This window comes from Vibrio sp. OPT46 (assembly GCF_015163535.1).
GTDB lineage: Bacteria > Pseudomonadota > Gammaproteobacteria > Enterobacterales > Vibrionaceae > Vibrio > Vibrio alginolyticus.
The window spans coordinates 21,516-39,082 of sequence record NZ_JADDYG010000356.1 but is presented as its reverse complement, the minus strand read 5'-3'; the positions used below and the strand labels follow the sequence as shown (position 1 = coordinate 39,082).

The window sequence follows — 17,567 nt, the reverse complement described above, 5'->3', positions numbered from 1 at the left end:
AGAACGGCTGCAGCCAGTGCTTGGCAATATTCTACGTCGATACCTTCCCATTCGCCTTTTGAGTTAGGGTTAGAGAAACCAGGTAGACCGGTACTTACACCACAAGTAAGAAAACCTTGTTTTGTGACTTTGTCCAGAGTAGTGTCTGCTGCTTGAGCTGATGTTGCCATCATCGCAGTAGAAGCCGCTACGACGGAAGCAAGAACTGTGAGTTTATTTGCCATTTGTATCCTTCCTGTATGATCCATGTTTAATCAGGAGTGACCTGAAATAACGTGTCCAATTCGTTAGAGTTATCGTCCTACGTGATTGATTTTCGAAGAAACGGCATTCGATAGATCAACCAGTTATAAGCGTAGGAAAGGATCTGTTAATTCTCAAATATATAATTTAAATGAAGTTTTGAGAGAACTTACAAAGTGCCTTGAGATTTAGAATGACGAAATGTTAATTGTTTGTAAATAGTGCAATTCATGGACAATTTGGTGCATCAGAACAATCAATAGAAGAGTGAACAATACAAAAGAATAAAAAGTTGTTATTAAAACTGTCATTAGCTGAGCAAGGTGAAGTTCAGTAAAAATTCAAACAAAAATTATTTGTGATACCGAAACAGGGTGATGAGCTTGCCCCATTTTTGGTAGCATGGTCTACAACAGCTAATTAGAGTAATCATGGATTGAAATGCGATATTTTCCTCTGTTCTTAGATTTAATTAATAAACCCGTTCTCGTCGTGGGTGGCGGTGAGGTGGCAAGCCGAAAGGTGGAAGCGTTGCTAAAGGCTGGGGCGGATGTGACTATCGTTTCTCCGACGTTGGTTGATTTTCTGTCTAAGCTTGCTTCTGAGCATCAACTGCGCTGGGTACAACGTTTCTATTCGAGTGACATTGTCACTAAAAACTTTGTTCAAGTGTGGGCGACGACAGACAATCCTGAGCTAAATCACCAAGTGTACAAAGATGCCAAAGAGCTAGGCATCTTGGTTAACGTTGTGGATGATAAGCCTTATTGTGATTTCATCACGCCGTCAATGATTAATCGTGGCCGCATCCAAATCGCTATCTCTAGTGGTGGAGCTTCGCCAGTTTTAATTCGAAACATCCGTGAAAAGCTTGAATCGATACTGCCACAAAACATGGGGTTGATGGCGGATTTTGCTAACTCAAAGCGAAACTCAATTAAAGAGGCACTGCCTAGCGTCGATTTACGCCGCAAGTTTTGGGAGCAATTTTTCTCGAATCCCGAGGTGGAAAACGCGCGAGATAATCGTGAGTTAGAAGCAATTTACCAAGCGACCATGGCAACACCTTTAGATGAAAAGGGAAGTTGTACTTGGATACATGTTGGGAAAGATGTTGAGATGTTGCCAATAAAAGCCGTACGCTATATGCAACAAGCGGAGCTGGCTCTGTACTCAACTCGATGTGAAGCGAATGTGTTAGAACTAATACGCAGAGATGCAGAAAGAGAAGCTTTCTCGAGCGCTGCTGAGCTTTCGGATATGCTGGCCAAGGCTAAAGCTGAAAAGCTTCGAATTTGCGTGTTCATACCACAAGGAACGAGCGAATTCGTATTGCTGCAAGGGCAGGACTTGGTTATCTAGCAATGCCAAATGCTAAAAGTGGATACGTAGTTCGTTACACAAAAGCCAATAAAAAACGCCAGCGGATTATGCGCTGGCGTTTTTACTTACTTCTCAGATTGATTAATCACGGAAGTTGTTAAACTGGAATGGGATACCCATCTCTGCTTCACGAATCGCTGCCATTGTCGCTTGCAGGTCGTCGCGTTTCTTACCAGTAACACGTACTTTGTCGCCTTGAATAGAAGCTTGTACTTTTAACTTTGCGTCTTTGATAAGTTTCACTACTTTTTTCGCCGTTGGAGTATCAATACCTTGACGGAAAAGCAGAGTTTGGTGCCAGTTTTTACCAGTAACGTCTGGGTCTTGTGCATCCATTGCGTTCGCGTCAATGTTACGCTTCGCTAAGTGGCCGCGTAAAATGTCGCGCATTTGCTTAAGTTGGAAGTCACCTTCCGCAGACATTTTTACGTTTTCTTCTACTAGCTCAAAGCTCGCATTTACGTTGCGGAAATCGAAACGAGTAGACAATTCACGGTTAGCGTTATCAACGGCGTTACGTAGTTCAACCGTATCGATTTCAGAAACAATATCAAACGATGGCATGAAGATTCCTTGATTATTTTGTTATAGGGACTTTCGGGACTTAACAGCGCTTGCCAGCATATCTAGCATTGTAGCAGTGTCTTCCCAACCTAGGCATGGATCTGTAATAGACTGACCATACGTTAGGTTATTGATGTCAGTCATTGGCTGATTGCCTTCAAGAATAAAGCTTTCAGCCATGATACCCGCAATACGAGTGCTGCCTGACTTAATTTGGTTACAAATGTCTTGAGCTACGTCGATTTGTTTTCTGTGTTGCTTCTGACAGTTTGCATGGCTGAAATCCACAACCAAACGTTGTGGCAATCCAAACTCAGCTAAAGCATCACATGCTTGTTTGACTGATGCTTCATCAAAGTTAGGGCCTTTTTCTCCACCGCGCAGAATAATATGACCGTAAGGGTTGCCACTTGTGCGGTAAACCGTCATTCGACCGTTCTTATCTGGCGAGTAGAAGTAATGCGATGCTTTCGATGCGCGAATTGCATCAATTGCAATTTTTACGTTGCCATTTGTGCCATTTTTGAAACCAACTGGGCAAGATAGTGCCGACGCCATTTCACGGTGAATTTGTGATTCCGTTGTGCGAGCACCAATCGCGCCCCAAGTGATCAAATCCGCGATGTATTGGCCAGTGATCATATCAAGAAACTCAGTAGCAGTCGCAAGACCAAGCTTGTTGATATCCAGTAGTAGTTTACGAGCTTTATGAAGACCAGCTTCAAGTGCGTAAGAACCATCTAGGTTAGGGTCCGTAATCAAACCTTTCCAACCAACTACTGTACGAGGCTTTTCAAAGTAAGTACGCATCACGATAAATAGCTCGTCTTTGTACTTGTCTTGGATTTCACTCAGACGAGTGGCGTAATCAATGGCAGCTTCAGTGTCGTGAACAGAACACGGACCTACAATCGCAAGAAGGCGATTGTCTTCACCCGATAAAATGTTTTCAATCTGACGACGAGATTGAGCGATACGGTCTGCAACGTCATCCGTAATAGGATGTACACTACCTAGCTCTGCTGGGGTAGGCATTGGACCCAAAGGTTGGGTTCTCAATTCATCTGTTTTTATAGGCATGTTATAGCTTTATTCTCTATTGCGAAGGGGTAAAGATAACGGAATTACAGGCAGGAATAAACCGTTTCACGGGAATCTTCGCCAGGAAATACCGAATTGTATACAAAGGTGTAGGTATTCATTTAAATGACTTATGTATAAATGACAAAACTTGATCATTAAATCAATATATATATACATTTGAATTTATAACCATTTTCTCTATCTCGCTGTAAGGTAATCTAAGTAACTGCGATAAACTTCATACCTTACGGGTGACGCCGTCACTTTATGAGGGTTAAATAACTCGTGAGATCGAGCTTTTGTTAACATTTCTTTGACATCTATTTCTTTCGTTGATTAACTGGTCTGACTAGATTGGTAAGGAGACCAAAATGTTATCAGCTCTACGTCGTGCGAATTTGTATCTAAATCTGTTTGGCTTTTCGAAAGTGCCGCTGATTTGGCTTTGCCACCCTAAAATCATTGCGATAGATAGCAAGCATGTTGAGGTTCGTATCCCATTGCGCAGAAGAACGAAGAACCACCTGAATAGCATGTATTTCGGCGCTTTAGCCGTTGGTGCTGATGTTGCTGGTGGTTTTCTTGCTATGAGTAAAGCGCAAGAAAAGGGAGAAGCGATCTCGCTAGCATTTAAAGGTGTGAAAGCCGAGTTTTTAAAGCGCCCGGAAGCCGATGTGCACTTTGTTTGTAACGATGGTCATGTCATTGATGAGATGCTCGAGCACACCTTGGCAACGGGTGAACGAGTAAATCGTGACGTAAAAATTGTCGCGCTGTGTCCTAACTTACATGGTGACGAGCCAATGGCTGAATTCTCGCTTACTCTTTCGATAAAAAAAGCAGCCCAACAAAGAAAAGAGGCTGCCTAGTGGTTTGTGGCTCGTTTGTTTAAAGGCGTTGGCTTAATTGAGTTCAATCTTCTCGATAGAGACGATTTTGGAACGATTTAAGACCACTTTCCAGCGGTAATAAACAGGCTCATCGGTGTGGTTGTCCTCTTTGACAATCACATTGAGCAAATGACGTTTCTCTACTGACTCTTTGGTTACTTGACCTTCATTTAAACGGTAAACTCGGTTTGAGCTTTTATCCATCAAGCGGATGATAGGGCGTAAACTGATGTTCAATGTTTCTCTCGTTTGTTCGTAACCACTCAAGAAAAGAGAGGTCGCCATTTCGGTTTTCTCGTGATAATGAAGAATCTGCTCTTCACGTTGAACGACGCGTTTTTTACGTATTCTTTGAATCTTATCCGGCAAGCTACTTAAGGTACGATAATCGAGCCACTCCAATTTTTTGCCAACCACTTTTTTCGTCGTTGGATCAACATACTTCTTACGCCATTTTGGCTTGCCTTTACGGATCCATCGCCACATGGCATCGCGTAAATCATCTTTAAAGATTTCTCGTAAAGCGTAAATAAAAGACATCGCGATAATGAATGAGGCAGAAATTTCCCCCAGATAATCGCGAGCGAGAATCACGGTCGAGGTCACGACAACCATCACTAAACCGGTTGCAATACCTTTGATAGCGCGCTTAATGTTGTTACCCATCGATATGGTTTCTTCACGAAGCACGATAGGGTGTTCAATCAATCGCCTTAGCAAGCGCATTTTGTTAGATAGGCGAGTAACGTCTTCAACGACTCTTGATGAGTTGTATTTGTTGAGTTTACGATGGGCTTGCTCTTTCTCACATAGCGTGATCAGGCGCTTCTTGATCGTGCCATAGTCGCCTTCACGTGGTAGGTGGGCCACCAGTGACAGGAACTTTTGCTCGGTATACCAGGACAGATAGTTATCGATGTTAACGTAGTAGCGTTTTAAGTTCTCTTCGTAAGGAATAGAACGCCGCAAGCGCTTTAAGATCTCAAGCGTGAGCTCGATAACTTCGTCCACTTCCTCTTCCGTTACGGAGTTGTTCTCATGCTTGTTTAAACTTGCTACCGCTTTGTCTAGCGCGATAACGTATTGGTAAGCGAACAAACTCAAACTTACTCGGTATTGCTGATTCGACAGGCGTCCACGTTTGGCAAGTCGACTGTGTACTAGCGGAAGAAGGATTTCAGTACTGTAATAAGATCGTTGCTGTGTGATTGAGGTGTAATAAAATTCGGATTCACTGATGATATCGGCGTTTAAACCAAGCTCACCAGGTATAAAAAAGTAAATATCTAGGTCGACACTTTTGCTCTTTGCGAGTGCATGACTGATTTTTAATGTTATTGAGTCTTGTTTATCGACGGTGACCAAAGAAAGCTCCTGACTTTGCTAAAGCATTCTTAACTTATGCGTTCCGTTGAGCAGGTAAGTATAAGAGTGCTAAAAGAGTGACTGGGGCATATAGCTGAACGACAACAGCATAACAGAGCACTATGCTTTTCTCTCTGATTTTCTTGTTAGTTTAGGTATAATTCCACGTAAATTTAAAAAGAGACAAAATCAATGATTAAAATTGGTCAAATTAACAGCTTAGAAGCCATTAAAAAGGCTGATTTTGGCGTATTTCTGGATGGCGATGATTACGGTTCTGTTCTACTACCTAGTAAGTATGTACCAGAGGGTACTGAAATTGGTGAGCATGTAGACGTATTTCTGTACTTCGATTCAGAAAGCCAACTTGCTGCGACCATTGAAAGACCAATTGCCCAAGTGGGTGAATGGGGTTTAATGAAGATTGAGGGTGTGAATGCGACAGGTGCTTTTGTAAATTGGGGCATCAAAGAAAAGGACTTACTGATTCCTTTTAGTGAGCAACGCACTCGCTTCTCTGCCGGACAAACCATTTTAGTGTATGTTTATACCGACAAAGCGTCAGGTCGCATTGTTGGTACGACTAAGTTCAATAAATGGTTAGATAAAACTCCAGCGAATTATGAAGTTAACGAGCAAGTTGATTTGATCATCGCAGAGCGTAGTCAACTTGGTTATAAAGCTATCGTTAATGGTAAGCATTGGGGCATGATTTTCCCATCGGATGTTTTTGGTAAGCTTTACATCGGTAAAAAGCTGAAAGGCTTTATTAAGCACATTCGTGAAGATGGCAAAATCGACCTTGCTCTACAAAAAGTCGGTGTGGCGAAAATGGACGATCTTTCTAGTAAGATCCTTGACTTGCTAGAGAAGAAAGGCGGATTTTTGCCTTTGAATGACAAGTCTTCTCCTGAAGCGATTTTTGATGCTTTCCGCACAAGTAAAGGGACTTATAAAAAGACCATCGGTGGCTTATACAAGCAGGGTAAAATTGTCATTGAGAAAGACGGTATTCGTCTAGCGTAGTCCAAACTCACGTATAGTGGAACTACAGCCAAAAAAACGGCCCAAACTTTTCCTTTTTTTGGGCCTAGGGGAAACGGCTCCGCAGAGCCTGCGCTAAACTTGTCCAACAATAATTTTGTTGGTGAACATAGAGAGAAATGCCACATCAAAGCATTACTTTGATACAACTAGTTTAGTACAGCGTGTCCGGATCGCTAGCGAGCCCACTTGCTTTCATACTTACGAATTAAAAAGCCATCGCAAATACGATGGCTTTTCATTTATTTATGGTTCGTTACGTCTTTTAAAATAAGTTCTTATCTCGTACTAATTCGCGAGGGAGACCATTCTTTATTCGGTTGCTTACCCACTTGCCAAGGCCAATAACTGCGCCTTGATAGGTGACAAGCACTTCGCCTTTACCTGTTTTCATTCCCTCAGGAATGGTTTGTGGGCGAACATCACGCCCCATGTACCATTCGCGCGCTTCTTCAATACTGAGTTCAATGGCGTTGCTTTCAGAACCTGTCGCCAGGGCAGTCGCGACTTGGTGTTGCCAACGGTAGCCATTTTTATGGGCTTCCGCGATCTTTATACCCATACGGGAGAAGCGTAATTCGCCGATCATCGCTTCTAAAGCATTAGGGAATAACCAGACATCTTTATCGCGAAGCCATACAGAACTGTCATTTGGAAGTTTAATACCTAACGCGCTTTGGAGTTGTTGAGCAATTTCTGTCGATTCTTTTTTTGAAGTTTTAGCAAAGGGGAATTTCCCCATGCGCTTTTTGACTTCTGGCGCCTCAACAGCAGCCAGTTTGCGAATTCTTGCAACAAAGAACCCTTCACAGTCGTAGACCTGTGGGAAAATATGCAAAAAGCCTTCTTCAGTTAGGGCTGCCTCTGCGTTTTCAAACAAGTTCTCAAGGCTTTCAAACTCTACAGCATCCCCAAAGGTTTCTTTCAAGTGTTGACAAACTTGTTGGTTTTCTTCTGTACTGAGCGTACATGTTGAGTAAACCATCACACCACCGGGCTTTAATGCATGGAAGGCGCTTTCAATAAGATCTTTCTGTGTGTCAGCGATGTCGAGTACGGAAGCTTGCGTCCAGTTTTTCATCGCATCTTCGTCTTTGCGAACGGTGCCTTCTCCAGAGCAGGGCGCGTCGAGCAAAACCGCATCAAATTGTTCTGGTAGCCAACCGCCAAAAACGCGCCCATCGAAGTTACTTAGTGCGGCGTTACGTACCCCACAACGTTCCACATTAGCGTGCAGTACTTTTACACGACTTGCGGCGTATTCATTGGCCACAAGTACACCTTTGTTGTTCATTAGAGCTGCAATTTGAGTGGTTTTTGAGCCGGGAGCGGCTGCGGTATCTAACACGGCATCGTAAGATTCATCATTCATAAACAGAGCAGATACCGGCATCATCGAACTGGCTTCTTGAATGTAGAATAAGCCAGACATGTGTTCTGCTGTGTTGCCTAATGGTACAACTGACTCGTCCGCTTCAATCCAAAACCCCGAGTCACACCAAGGCACAGGAGAAAGCTTCCAGCCTTTTGTTTCTGCTCGTTCTAAAAACGCTTCAACGCTGATCTTCAACGTATTAACTCGAATACTTTTGCGCAGTGGCTTTTGGCAAGACGCGATAAAGTCTTCCATGTTGAGGTGAGCAGGAAGGATCGTTTGGATTTTTTCCAGAAACGCGTCTGGGATGTAAACATTAGGATGCAATGTGGGATCTCGTTTGCAGAATTTGTGGCAAATAATATACGAAAGCGAAGCAGAAACGAATAGTGACAAGGGCCGAGCATTAAAAAAGAGCAGCGATTGCTGCTCTTTTAAAGTGATCAAACTTCAATTGTACATGAATTGAGCTTTATTCTACGGCTTAGGAATCGCTGTACGCCATTGAGTCCAACCCTCTTCAGCTTGTGGATACAAAAAGAAAGATTGCCCACTCTTTGCCGCTGGTGGAATAGTCGATTGCTCTGGCGTTGAAAACGCAATTCCTCCGCGAACTAAACTATCAAAGGTTCCCGCTTTGATGTTAGCGCCGGTAAGCCCGATGGAAACATCTACTCCTGAAACATTCCAGAACACACTGTTTTGACGAACGAGGTAAGCATATTCAGGCTGTATTTTGATAGTCGTGAGGATGCGATCAGCAAATTCTCCTAGGCTTACGTCGGTCACTTGGCCAACTTCCATCTGGCGGTAAAGAATAGGGGTACCGACTTGAACTGAACCTCTTTGTTCACTTTGTAACGTAAACATGATTCCATGCACGCGTTCTGAACTATGTTCTAATTGAAAATCAAATTTAGCTTTACCTTTACCTGGTTCAACACTGATGGATTTCGACACCAACGCCCCGAGGTTTTTAACGCCACCTAAACCAATTTCTGGTTCAGTTAGCCAAAAATGTGAGCCTTCAACCGCAATGTTTTCTACGTATTCAGGTAGGATCCTTGCAGTGACTTCAACCATGTTACGACGAAAATTCGGTACAACCAGAGTGATTTCACCAACTTTAACACCTTGATATTCAATCGGCATTCCTTTAGCAATCTCTTGCGAACCGTCGGTTTCTAAAGCAATGACGCGCCCAAACTTGCGAGCGGTTTTTTGATCAGAATACAGCTTCCAGCTTTCTCCGATTTTGTTTTCAACGCCTGGCACGGAGTCAAAAGCGATGCCACCTTCTATTAACGATTTCAAAGGGTGTGCTTTCACACTGACGCCAGCTAATGATGCATCTATCTCAATCCCTGAACGATTCCAAAAAACGGTTTGTGGCGTTACAAGATAAGCGAAGCGGTTTTCGATAGTAGCCTTAATTAGTACTCCGCCATCAACTAGTTGGAAATCGGAGACGTTACCAACTGGAAGATTACGATAGAGTAGAGGGCTGCCTTTGGAAATCGGCGGCAATTCAGAAGCAAATAGTGTTAGAGCCCTAGAGCCACTTTGATTGTACTGCGCCAATTCAGCCAATGATTCATTTTGGAACAGTTGATACTCTTTTTGAATATCCTGCTTGCCTTCGCTCACAAAACTAATTGACCCGGTTAACAACTGCTTTGCTGGAGGAACGGTAACGCTGAGCCCGGATTCAGTTAACTCTGCTGATGCACTGCCGGTTACATAAAAACGATTGTTTGATTTGATCAGATGTTTGTATTCATGGTCAATCAATACATCCATAAATACTTCGTGTTGTGATTTTTTATCTTCCTTAACTAGGCCCACTTTGATGATTGAACCAACAACGATGCCTTTATAAAGTACATTGGCACCGCTATCTAGGCCAAACGAATTGTCGGACACCAACCGAATCGCGATGGACTTTTCTTGCTGTTGGTTAAACACGTTTTTACGAATGGCAGTAAAGCGGCGAGAGCGTTCACCCGCGCCCGGCACGATCGTTAAGAAGTTCCCTCGCACTAAATTAGCAATGTTTTCTACACCAGAGAGGGACACTTTTGCTTCTTCTAAGACAAATCGAGTACCTGTCGTCAGCATGTCACTAAAAGCGGGTTGAATTGCCGCTGACGCCAATATCACTTCTCGGCCTTCGGAAAGGCTCAAGTCCGTAACTTGGCCAATTTCGATTCCGCGATACATAATTGGAGCGCCTTCTCCGCTGATCTTGCTGTCATCAGGTAGGACGATTTTAACCGCGATGCCTCGACCAGCAGTTTTCAAATCTTTATACAAACGGAACTCGGTGTTCTCTTCTACAGGCTCACCATCATCCGGAGAGTCGACGGCGATGGCGCCACCTAGTAAGGCACTCATGCTTTCTAGTCTTACATCGACACCTTCAAAACCGATGCTGGCACCAATTCCACTGACGTTCCAGAATCGACTGCGGTTGTTAATGATATGTCGGTATTGATCCTGAATGTTGGCCTGAATAGTGATAGATTTTGCATCTTCATCTAGCTGGTAACTGTACACTTCACCGATTGGGATTTTCTTATAAACAATTTGAGAGCCAACCGATACACCACCTAAATCACGGCTTTTGAGCTTAATATTCAAACCTTGAGAAACGCGTAAATCTGTTGGAGCAGAGTCTAACGCATGGAATGTTGTCTCAAACTCTTGACCATCTCCGGGTTGAATCGAGATGTAGTTACCTGAGACGAGCGCATCCAGTCCGGAAACTCCCGTTAGGCTAGCTGTTGGTTTTACTAACCAAAAGCGTGTTTTATCGTTCAGTAACTTTGCAGCTTCAGGATAGATATCAGCATCGACATAAATACTGCCGAGATCTTCGGTGAGGTTAATGTCTCTTACCATGCCGACTTCTAATCCTTGGTAACGGATAGTGGTTCGGCCGGCGACAAGACCAGCGGCATCAGAAAAATAGATTTGCACTCGTTGTCCTGCATCGTGTATCGACTTCACAACAAGCCAGCCAGCTAAGACCATGGTCAAAATTGGCAACAGCCAAAGAGGAGATATGCCTTTACTCCGCTTTACATCTGGTACGTATGACGTTTGAGAACTGTTCTGATCACTCATTCATTGACTCTTTTTCTGATTGTTTTGGGTTTGTTTGGTCCCAGATTAGCCTTGGATCAATACTTTCTGCTGCAAGCATGGTCAACACTACGACAACACCAAATGCTACGGCGCCATATCCTGGTGTGAAATCCAGTATCTGACCACGATCGACTAACGTCATCATGATAGAAATAACAAACAAATCCATCACAGACCATTTACCGATCCATTTAACAACAAAGTAAACCATCATTCGTTGTCTCTTAAACACCGAACGTTTGAATTGGATGCAAAGCATGATGTAGGCGAGCCCAAGTATTTTAATCACCGGGACAACGACACTGGCAACAAAAATGATCGCAGCGATTCCATACATGCCGCTTTTTACCAAACCAGCCACGCCTGAAAAAATAGTGTCCTCCAAACGCTTACCATTGGTAAGCAAGATGGAAATAGGGATCAGGTTAGCGGGGAAGATGGCGACCGTTGCTGCGATGAGGTAAGCCCATGTTTTCTGAATGGAGTTTGGCTTGCGATGATATAACTCGTGATGACAACGTTGGCAATGGTGGCCTTCAGGCTGGGACAAGTGGCATTCATGGCAATGCACATCTTTATGCTCAAAAGCATATAAACTTTCTGGTTTCCAAGCTTCCCAATAACGACGCACGCTGATTCTTGAAACTAACAAAACGGTAAATATCTGCAAAAGAACCAGACCAATTAACCCTGGGCCGACGAAAATGTCGGAATAATCTTGGAGTTTAAAACAGGAAATGGCGATGCTCACTAAGAACACATCTAACATAACCCAATGCTTCAAATGTTGAATTAGCCACAGTGAGATACGAAGCCCACGGAACCATCGTTGATGTAAAGAAATATGCGCCGTTACCACTGAAACACAAACCGTCAGTGGCGCTAGAGAGCTACAAAATAGAATGAGCAATGAAAGAAGAACAAATCCTTCTTCCATCAATGTGAGCATCCCTGAAGGCAGGGTTGCCGGAATCATCACACCAAAGAGTCGGATGCTAATAAAGTTAAAAAAGTGCGATGGAATAAATAGTAGGATGCAGGTTATCGCGACGGCTAGATTACCAGAGAGGCTAGGGCTACCTCCGCGATATAATTGTGTACCACAACGAGGGCAGTGTGCATTTTTGCCATGGGGTAAGTCGACGATGTCGATAGGCAATTCACAACCTTGGCACAAACGTACGTTATTGGGTTGCATGGCGTGCTTAGACAGAGAGGTCATAACGACCTCTCTAGCTTGAACGATTTAAGCGTGGGACTGTATGCCCCCATATAAGGTTTGATATAAGCCTTCTTGCTCAACTAACTCACCATGAGTACCTGTTTGCGTCACTTTCCCATCTTCAAGCACGTAGATCAAATCGGCTTGTTTAACAGCGGACAGTCGGTGCGCAACGATTAATGTTGTTCTACCACGTAAGAACTCGGTCAGTGCTTTGTGTAAAGCCGCTTCAGTAGCGGTATCTAGCGCAGACGTGGCTTCGTCTAAAATAACAAATTGAGGATTACTCAGCACCATTCTAGCAATGGCAAGCCGTTGTCGTTGACCTCCTGACAAACGAATGCCATTACGACCAACTTGAGTATCCAAGCCGTGGTTCAGTTGAGAAATAACATCTTGCAGCTGAGCCACTTCAAGCGCACGCCAAAGTGACATTTCGTCAAAATTACCACCAAGCGTTAGATTATGCCTCAAGGTGTCGTTAAATAGTATAGGTTGCTGTAATACCACGGCAATTTTGTCGCGAATTACTTCAAAACCAATATCTTCTGTTAATTCATCATTAAAGCGAATGCTACCGGAGTTTTGACGGTAAACCCCAATAAGTAATTGTATCAAGGTTGACTTACCACCGCCGCTTGCACCAACTAACGCCACTTTCTTTCCTGCCGGCATATGTAAAGAAAGATTATCTAGGACTTTGTTTTCATTATTGTAAGAGAAATTAATGTTTTCTACTTTAACGTCAACTTCTCTACCTTCTTTGAAAGGATTTACCTTAGGAACCGGTCTCTGCTCTTCTTCTAACTCTAATAAGTCGTTGATGCGTTTTAATGCGGCTTTAGCGCTGTACCAAGAAAACTGAATCCCAAGCAACTCTTGAACAGGAGACAGCATGAACCATAGGTAACCAAAAACGGCAAATATTTGGCCAATAGTAAGGTCACTGAACATGACCATTAACATTGCGACAGCTCTGAATAATTCAAAGCCGATCAAAAAGAGAAGAAAAGAAACGCGACCAGCCGCTTCAGATTGCCAAGCATACTTGTCTGCATCAACGCGAACTTGGTTCGCACTGTCTTTGAGTTGTTGGAGGAATTCTCGCTCTTTATTGGCTGCGCGTAGTTGGTAGATTCCATCTAATGTTTCAACCAAACGGTTTTGGAAAATTTCAAAAGAATGATTTTCCTTCCGTTTCAGATGTTTAACCATACTGCCTAGTTTACGTGAGAAGTAAATGACAATAGGGTTAACTAACAGGATAAACAGACCAAGTCGCCAATCGAGCCAAAGTAGAACGATAGCAGTACCAATAACAGTCAGAAAACTGATAACGAATTTTGCTAACGTAGAACCAATAAATTTATCAATGGTCTCAATGTCAGTGATAAGGTGTGCGTTGATTCCTCCGCTACCTTTGGTTTCGTATTGTCGGATGCTGATACGGCCGAGTTTGTCGATCATTTTACTGCGCATCTCAAACGTGATGGTTTTTGAAACAAGCGTAAATTGTCGGCTTTGAAGGATATTTAATCCTTGGCTCGCAGCTCGCATAAGAACAACCAATAACAGGGTGAAGAAAATATAGCCTGTCGGAGTGTGCCACGCTTCAGGGAGAATGGCATTCATGGCGTCTAAGCCTTTTGCAGGTTGGTCCAATAAGACCTCATCAACCATCAAAGGCATGAGGAGGGGAATTGGAACACTAATCAAGGTTGCAAGCACCGCTATCAAGTTCGCTATGATCAGCTTGGACTTGTGCTTTTTTACTTGTGTTATCAACCAAGAACGGCTAATAGTGTCATTTTTCAGAAGCATTGTAATTGAGAATAAGTCCTATTATAAAGTAGGGCTGCATTTTAGCGCCATACATTGAGAATGGAAGCTTTTATAGTAAGTAGGAATAATATGAACTTAGAACAATACCAAAGACTAACCAAACAAGCTGTTGCTCTAATTGAGTCTGAACCAGACTTTATTGCGAACCTAGCAAACTTGAGCTCATTGCTTTTCATGGAACTTGACGATCTTAACTGGGCAGGCTTTTACCTAACAAAAGGTGAAGAGCTTGTTCTTGGTCCGTTCCAAGGAAAACCAGCTTGTGTTCGTATCCCAATGGGTCGAGGCGTCTGCGGTACTGCTGCACAAACTAATACTATACAAAGAGTATACGACGTTCACGAATTTGAGGGGCATATTGCGTGCGATGCAGCGAGCAATTCAGAAATTGTGATTCCATTTTCTATTAATGGAAAGGTGGTTGGTGTACTTGATATTGATAGTCCAAGTATTGGCCGATTTAATGAAACAGACGAAGAAGGTCTCACTCATTTCATGGTTGAAGTAGAAAAGCTGCTTAATTCACACGCGAACGACGCATAAATTAGCCTTCGAGTGTGGTTTTTCCTTGGCATGTCACTATAATACGAGAATATTTTTTCTTAATGCTCGCGGAAATCCGCTCAAATCAGGACCCCTCATGACTGAAAAGTTAAAAAACAGCAAAGAAGTTATTGCATATATTGCTGAATGTTTCCCTAAGTGCTTTACTTTAGAAGGTGAAGCAAAACCTCTGAAAATTGGTATTTTTCAAGATCTTGCGGAACGTCTAAATGAAGACGAAAAAGTAAGCAAAACACAGCTTCGTGCAGCGTTAAGACAGTACACTTCATCATGGCGTTACCTACACGGTGTAAAACCAGGTGCAGTACGTGTAGACCTAGATGGCAACCCTTGTGGTGAGCTAGAAGAAGAGCACGTTGAACACGCGAAAGCGACACTTGCAGAAAGCAAGGCGAAAGTTCAGGCTCGTCGTAAAGAACAAGCACAAAAAGCTCGTGAAGAGGGTAAGGCGAAAGCGAAACCTGCGGCTAAAAAGCCTCAACAGCCTCGTCGTACTAATAAACCAAAAGTACAAAAACCAACTAAGCCTGTAGAAACGCGCGCTCTAAATGCTGATGAAATCACAGTAGGTAACGCAGTTAACGTGAACATGGGCAAAGGAAACATGGCAGCGACCATTGTTGAAATCAATAAGGATGATGTACGTGTTCAACTTGCTAACGGCCTACAAATGGTTGTGAAAGCGGAGCACTTGCGCGCATAAAGGAGATACTCCTACGCATGAATTGCCGTTCAAAAGTGACCCTGATTGCTGCTAGCTTATGGCTAGCAGCATCAGCTCAGGCTCTTGAAGCCAAACTACATAAAGATGACCTGCCGGTTCTTTCTCCTGAAGTTCAGCATGAAACAGCTAGCAAACGAGTCACCTCGCGATTTACCCGCTCTCATTATAAGCACTTCAGCCTCAATGATGATTTCTCTAAAGCGATCTTTGAACGCTATGTAGAGTTGCTTGATTACAATAGAAATATTTTCACTCAAGCAGACATCGATTCATTTAAAAATTGGTCAGTCGAGCTTGATGATCAGCTTAAATCGGGCAACAACCAAATTGCTTTTGATGTTTACAACCTCTCAATGCAGAAGCGTTTCGATCGTTTTGCTTATGCGTTAACTCTACTCGATGAAGAGATCAAGTTTGATACCGATGACGAGATAGAGTTAGACCGCTCTGAGGCCGCATGGCCAAAAGACGAAGCAGAGCTCAACGAGTTGTGGCGCAAGCGTGTGAAATATGACGCGTTAAATCTGAAACTGACTGGCAAAGAGTGGCCAGAGATTAAAGAAGTTTTAGAGAAGCGTTATAACAACGCGATGAAGCGCATCACACAGACCAACAATGAAGACGCATTTCAGTTGTATATGAATGCCTTCGCGCGACAGGTTGACCCTCATACAAGCTACCTTTCTCCACGTAATGCCGAGCAATTCCAATCGGAAATGAACCTTTCTCTAGAAGGTATCGGCGCCGTTTTGCAAATGACAGACGATTACACAGTAATTCGTTCACTTGTTGTTGGCGGTCCGGCCTCAAAGAGTAAGCAACTTGGTGAAGGGGACCGAATCACTGGTGTTGGACAAGACGGTGAAGAAATTGTCGACGTGATCGGTTGGCGTCTGGATGATGTTGTTCAGTTAATCAAAGGCCCTAAAGGCACAAAGGTTAATCTACAGATCTTGCCAGAAGGTAACGATGCGAAGAGTTACATTGTCACAATTGTTCGTGACAAAGTTCGCTTAGAAGATCGTGCAGTTAAGTCAGAAATCATCGAAAAAGACGGTAAGAAGATTGGTATTTTAGAAGTACCAAGTTTCTACGTCGGCTTATCGAAAGACACCGATAAATTACTAGCTGAGTTGAAAACCAAAAACGTTGACGGCGTAATCGTTGATCTACGCAACAATGGCGGTGGTGCGCTAACAGAAGCAACGGCATTGACAGGTTTATTCATTAAAGAAGGTCCTGTAGTTCAAGTTCGTGACAGCTATGGCCGCATCAAGGTGAATGCCGATACCGATGGAAAAGTGAGTTATGATGGCCCATTGACGGTGTTGATTAACCGCTACAGTGCTTCAGCATCTGAAATTTTTGCAGCGGCAATGCAAGATTATAATCGTGCAATCATCTTAGGTGAAAACTCTTTCGGTAAAGGTACAGTTCAGCAACATCGTTCACTGAATCATATTTACGATCTTTTCGATAAAGAGCTAGGTTATGTTCAGTACACGATTCAGAAGTTTTATCGTATTGACGGTGGAAGTACGCAAAATCGTGGTGTTGCACCAGATATTTCGTACCCAACGCCAATTGAGGCTTCTGAAACAGGTGAAAGTGTTGAAGACAATGCTTTACCTTGGGATCAGATTGATAAAGCACAATATCAAACGTTTCCAAGTAACGACGCCTTAGTTGAAAAACTTACTGCTCTTCATAACAAGCGTATTTCTGATGAAATGGAGTTCCGCTTTATCAATGAAGACATCGAGAAATATCGTAAAGAAAAAGACGATAATACTTTGTCTTTGAACGAAAAAGTTCGTAAGGCTGAATCGGATAAAGCGGAAGCCCTTCGATTACAACGCATAAATGAACGTCAAGTTGCTTTGGGTAAAAAAGCATTTAAAACATTGGATGACATACCAAAAGACTACGAGGCTCCTGATGTTTATTTAGATGAGTCTGTCGCGATTATGGTCGATCTACTTAAGCAGGAAAATCAGTCATAATAACTGGCAATTTAGAATAAAAAGAGTGAGTCTTTCAGATTCACTCTTTTTTTATGCCTTTTTGTCTTCCGCTGTCTCGATATCGAGCAAGATATTCGCTTATTTTCCCCCAATAATT

The 17,567-nt window shown here is 43.1% G+C and carries 13 protein-coding genes and 1 pseudogene; 6 read left to right on the top strand and 8 right to left on the bottom strand.

Annotated features, from left to right (window positions below; all coding sequences use genetic code 11):
* Positions 1-224 (bottom strand): annotated as a pseudogene (locus IQR33_RS15980) (amino acid ABC transporter substrate-binding protein); the annotation flags it as partial.
* A 460-nt stretch (positions 225-684) separates the two neighbouring features.
* Between IQR33_RS15980 and IQR33_RS15975 the strand changes: the two are divergent.
* A complete protein-coding gene (locus IQR33_RS15975) occupies positions 685-1,605 on the top strand; it encodes a precorrin-2 dehydrogenase/sirohydrochlorin ferrochelatase family protein (protein WP_033905330.1) in 921 nt (306 codons plus the stop codon).
* 102 nt (positions 1,606-1,707) lie between these two features.
* On the opposite strand, the gene IQR33_RS15970 is transcribed toward IQR33_RS15975, so the two are convergent.
* Positions 1,708-2,190 carry a YajQ family cyclic di-GMP-binding protein gene (locus tag IQR33_RS15970; RefSeq protein WP_005377415.1) on the bottom strand — a complete coding sequence of 161 codons (483 nt, stop codon included), beginning with the start codon at positions 2,188-2,190 and terminating at the stop codon, positions 1,708-1,710.
* 21 nt (positions 2,191-2,211) lie between these two features.
* Entirely contained in the window at positions 2,212-3,270 is a 1,059-nt protein-coding gene (locus tag IQR33_RS15965; RefSeq protein ID WP_005377417.1) for a 3-deoxy-7-phosphoheptulonate synthase, read from the bottom strand.
* Between the two features lie 374 nt (positions 3,271-3,644).
* Here IQR33_RS15965 and IQR33_RS15960 point away from each other — a divergent pair, with 374 nt between their 5' ends.
* Positions 3,645-4,142, top strand: coding sequence for a DUF4442 domain-containing protein (locus IQR33_RS15960; RefSeq protein WP_005377418.1), 498 nt, complete (start codon positions 3,645-3,647; stop codon positions 4,140-4,142).
* Positions 4,143-4,175: 33 nt separating this feature from the next.
* On the opposite strand, the gene IQR33_RS15955 is transcribed toward IQR33_RS15960, so the two are convergent.
* Positions 4,176-5,528 carry a hypothetical protein gene (locus IQR33_RS15955; RefSeq protein WP_053304486.1) on the bottom strand — a complete coding sequence of 451 codons (1,353 nt, stop codon included), beginning with the start codon at positions 5,526-5,528 and terminating at the stop codon, positions 4,176-4,178.
* 192 nt (positions 5,529-5,720) lie between these two features.
* Between IQR33_RS15955 and IQR33_RS15950 the strand changes: the two genes are divergently transcribed.
* Complete coding sequence (locus IQR33_RS15950) at positions 5,721-6,554, top strand: S1 RNA-binding domain-containing protein (RefSeq protein WP_193837360.1); 834 nt, start codon at positions 5,721-5,723, stop codon at positions 6,552-6,554.
* 283 nt (positions 6,555-6,837) lie between these two features.
* Here IQR33_RS15950 and rsmF read toward each other — a convergent pair whose 3' ends face one another.
* From rsmF to IQR33_RS15930, 4 genes are all read right to left on the bottom strand, one after another.
* Positions 6,838-8,274, bottom strand: coding sequence for a 16S rRNA (cytosine(1407)-C(5))-methyltransferase RsmF (gene rsmF / locus IQR33_RS15945; RefSeq protein WP_053304487.1), 1,437 nt, complete (start codon positions 8,272-8,274; stop codon positions 6,838-6,840).
* Between the two features lie 150 nt (positions 8,275-8,424).
* A complete protein-coding gene (locus IQR33_RS15940; RefSeq protein WP_053304488.1) occupies positions 8,425-11,073 on the bottom strand; it encodes an MlaD family protein in 2,649 nt (882 codons plus the stop codon).
* Positions 11,066-12,316 (bottom strand): paraquat-inducible protein A, encoded by a 1,251-nt coding sequence (locus tag IQR33_RS15935; RefSeq protein ID WP_193837361.1) that lies wholly within the window; start codon positions 12,314-12,316, stop codon positions 11,066-11,068. The genes IQR33_RS15940 and IQR33_RS15935 overlap by 8 nt, the downstream gene beginning before the upstream one ends.
* Before the next feature lie 24 nt (positions 12,317-12,340).
* Complete coding sequence (locus IQR33_RS15930; protein WP_193837362.1) at positions 12,341-14,137, bottom strand: ABC transporter ATP-binding protein; 1,797 nt, start codon at positions 14,135-14,137, stop codon at positions 12,341-12,343.
* Between the two features lie 90 nt (positions 14,138-14,227).
* Between IQR33_RS15930 and IQR33_RS15925 the strand changes: the two genes are divergently transcribed.
* The 3 genes from IQR33_RS15925 to prc all read left to right on the top strand — a co-directional run bounded on the left by IQR33_RS15925 (position 14,228) and on the right by prc (position 17,449).
* Positions 14,228-14,701, top strand: coding sequence for a GAF domain-containing protein (locus IQR33_RS15925; RefSeq protein WP_005377433.1), 474 nt, complete (start codon positions 14,228-14,230; stop codon positions 14,699-14,701).
* A gap of 97 nt (positions 14,702-14,798) precedes the next feature.
* Positions 14,799-15,425 (top strand): RNA chaperone ProQ, encoded by a 627-nt coding sequence (gene proQ / locus IQR33_RS15920; protein ID WP_005377435.1) that lies wholly within the window; start codon positions 14,799-14,801, stop codon positions 15,423-15,425.
* A gap of 17 nt (positions 15,426-15,442) precedes the next feature.
* Complete coding sequence (gene prc / locus IQR33_RS15915; RefSeq protein WP_017634279.1) at positions 15,443-17,449, top strand: carboxy terminal-processing peptidase; 2,007 nt, start codon at positions 15,443-15,445, stop codon at positions 17,447-17,449.
* The last annotated feature ends 118 nt before the right edge of the window (positions 17,450-17,567 follow it).

Excerpts from the sequence above, each read along its gene's own strand:
- IQR33_RS15975 (WP_033905330.1), top strand. The coding sequence starts at position 685 with ATGCGATATTTTCCTCTGTTCTTAGATTTAATTAATAAACCCGTTCTC.
- IQR33_RS15970 (WP_005377415.1), bottom strand. The coding sequence starts at position 2,190 with ATGCCATCGTTTGATATTGTTTCTGAAATCGATACGGTTGAACTACGT.
- IQR33_RS15965 (WP_005377417.1), bottom strand. The coding sequence starts at position 3,270 with ATGCCTATAAAAACAGATGAATTGAGAACCCAACCTTTGGGTCCAATG.
- IQR33_RS15960 (WP_005377418.1), top strand. The coding sequence starts at position 3,645 with ATGTTATCAGCTCTACGTCGTGCGAATTTGTATCTAAATCTGTTTGGC.
- IQR33_RS15950 (WP_193837360.1), top strand. The coding sequence starts at position 5,721 with ATGATTAAAATTGGTCAAATTAACAGCTTAGAAGCCATTAAAAAGGCT.
- IQR33_RS15940 (WP_053304488.1), bottom strand. The coding sequence starts at position 11,073 with ATGAGTGATCAGAACAGTTCTCAAACGTCATACGTACCAGATGTAAAG.
- IQR33_RS15935 (WP_193837361.1), bottom strand. The coding sequence starts at position 12,316 with ATGACCTCTCTGTCTAAGCACGCCATGCAACCCAATAACGTACGTTTG.
- IQR33_RS15930 (WP_193837362.1), bottom strand. The coding sequence starts at position 14,137 with ATGCTTCTGAAAAATGACACTATTAGCCGTTCTTGGTTGATAACACAA.
- IQR33_RS15925 (WP_005377433.1), top strand. The coding sequence starts at position 14,228 with ATGAACTTAGAACAATACCAAAGACTAACCAAACAAGCTGTTGCTCTA.
- proQ (WP_005377435.1), top strand. The coding sequence starts at position 14,799 with ATGACTGAAAAGTTAAAAAACAGCAAAGAAGTTATTGCATATATTGCT.
- prc (WP_017634279.1), top strand. The coding sequence starts at position 15,443 with ATGAATTGCCGTTCAAAAGTGACCCTGATTGCTGCTAGCTTATGGCTA.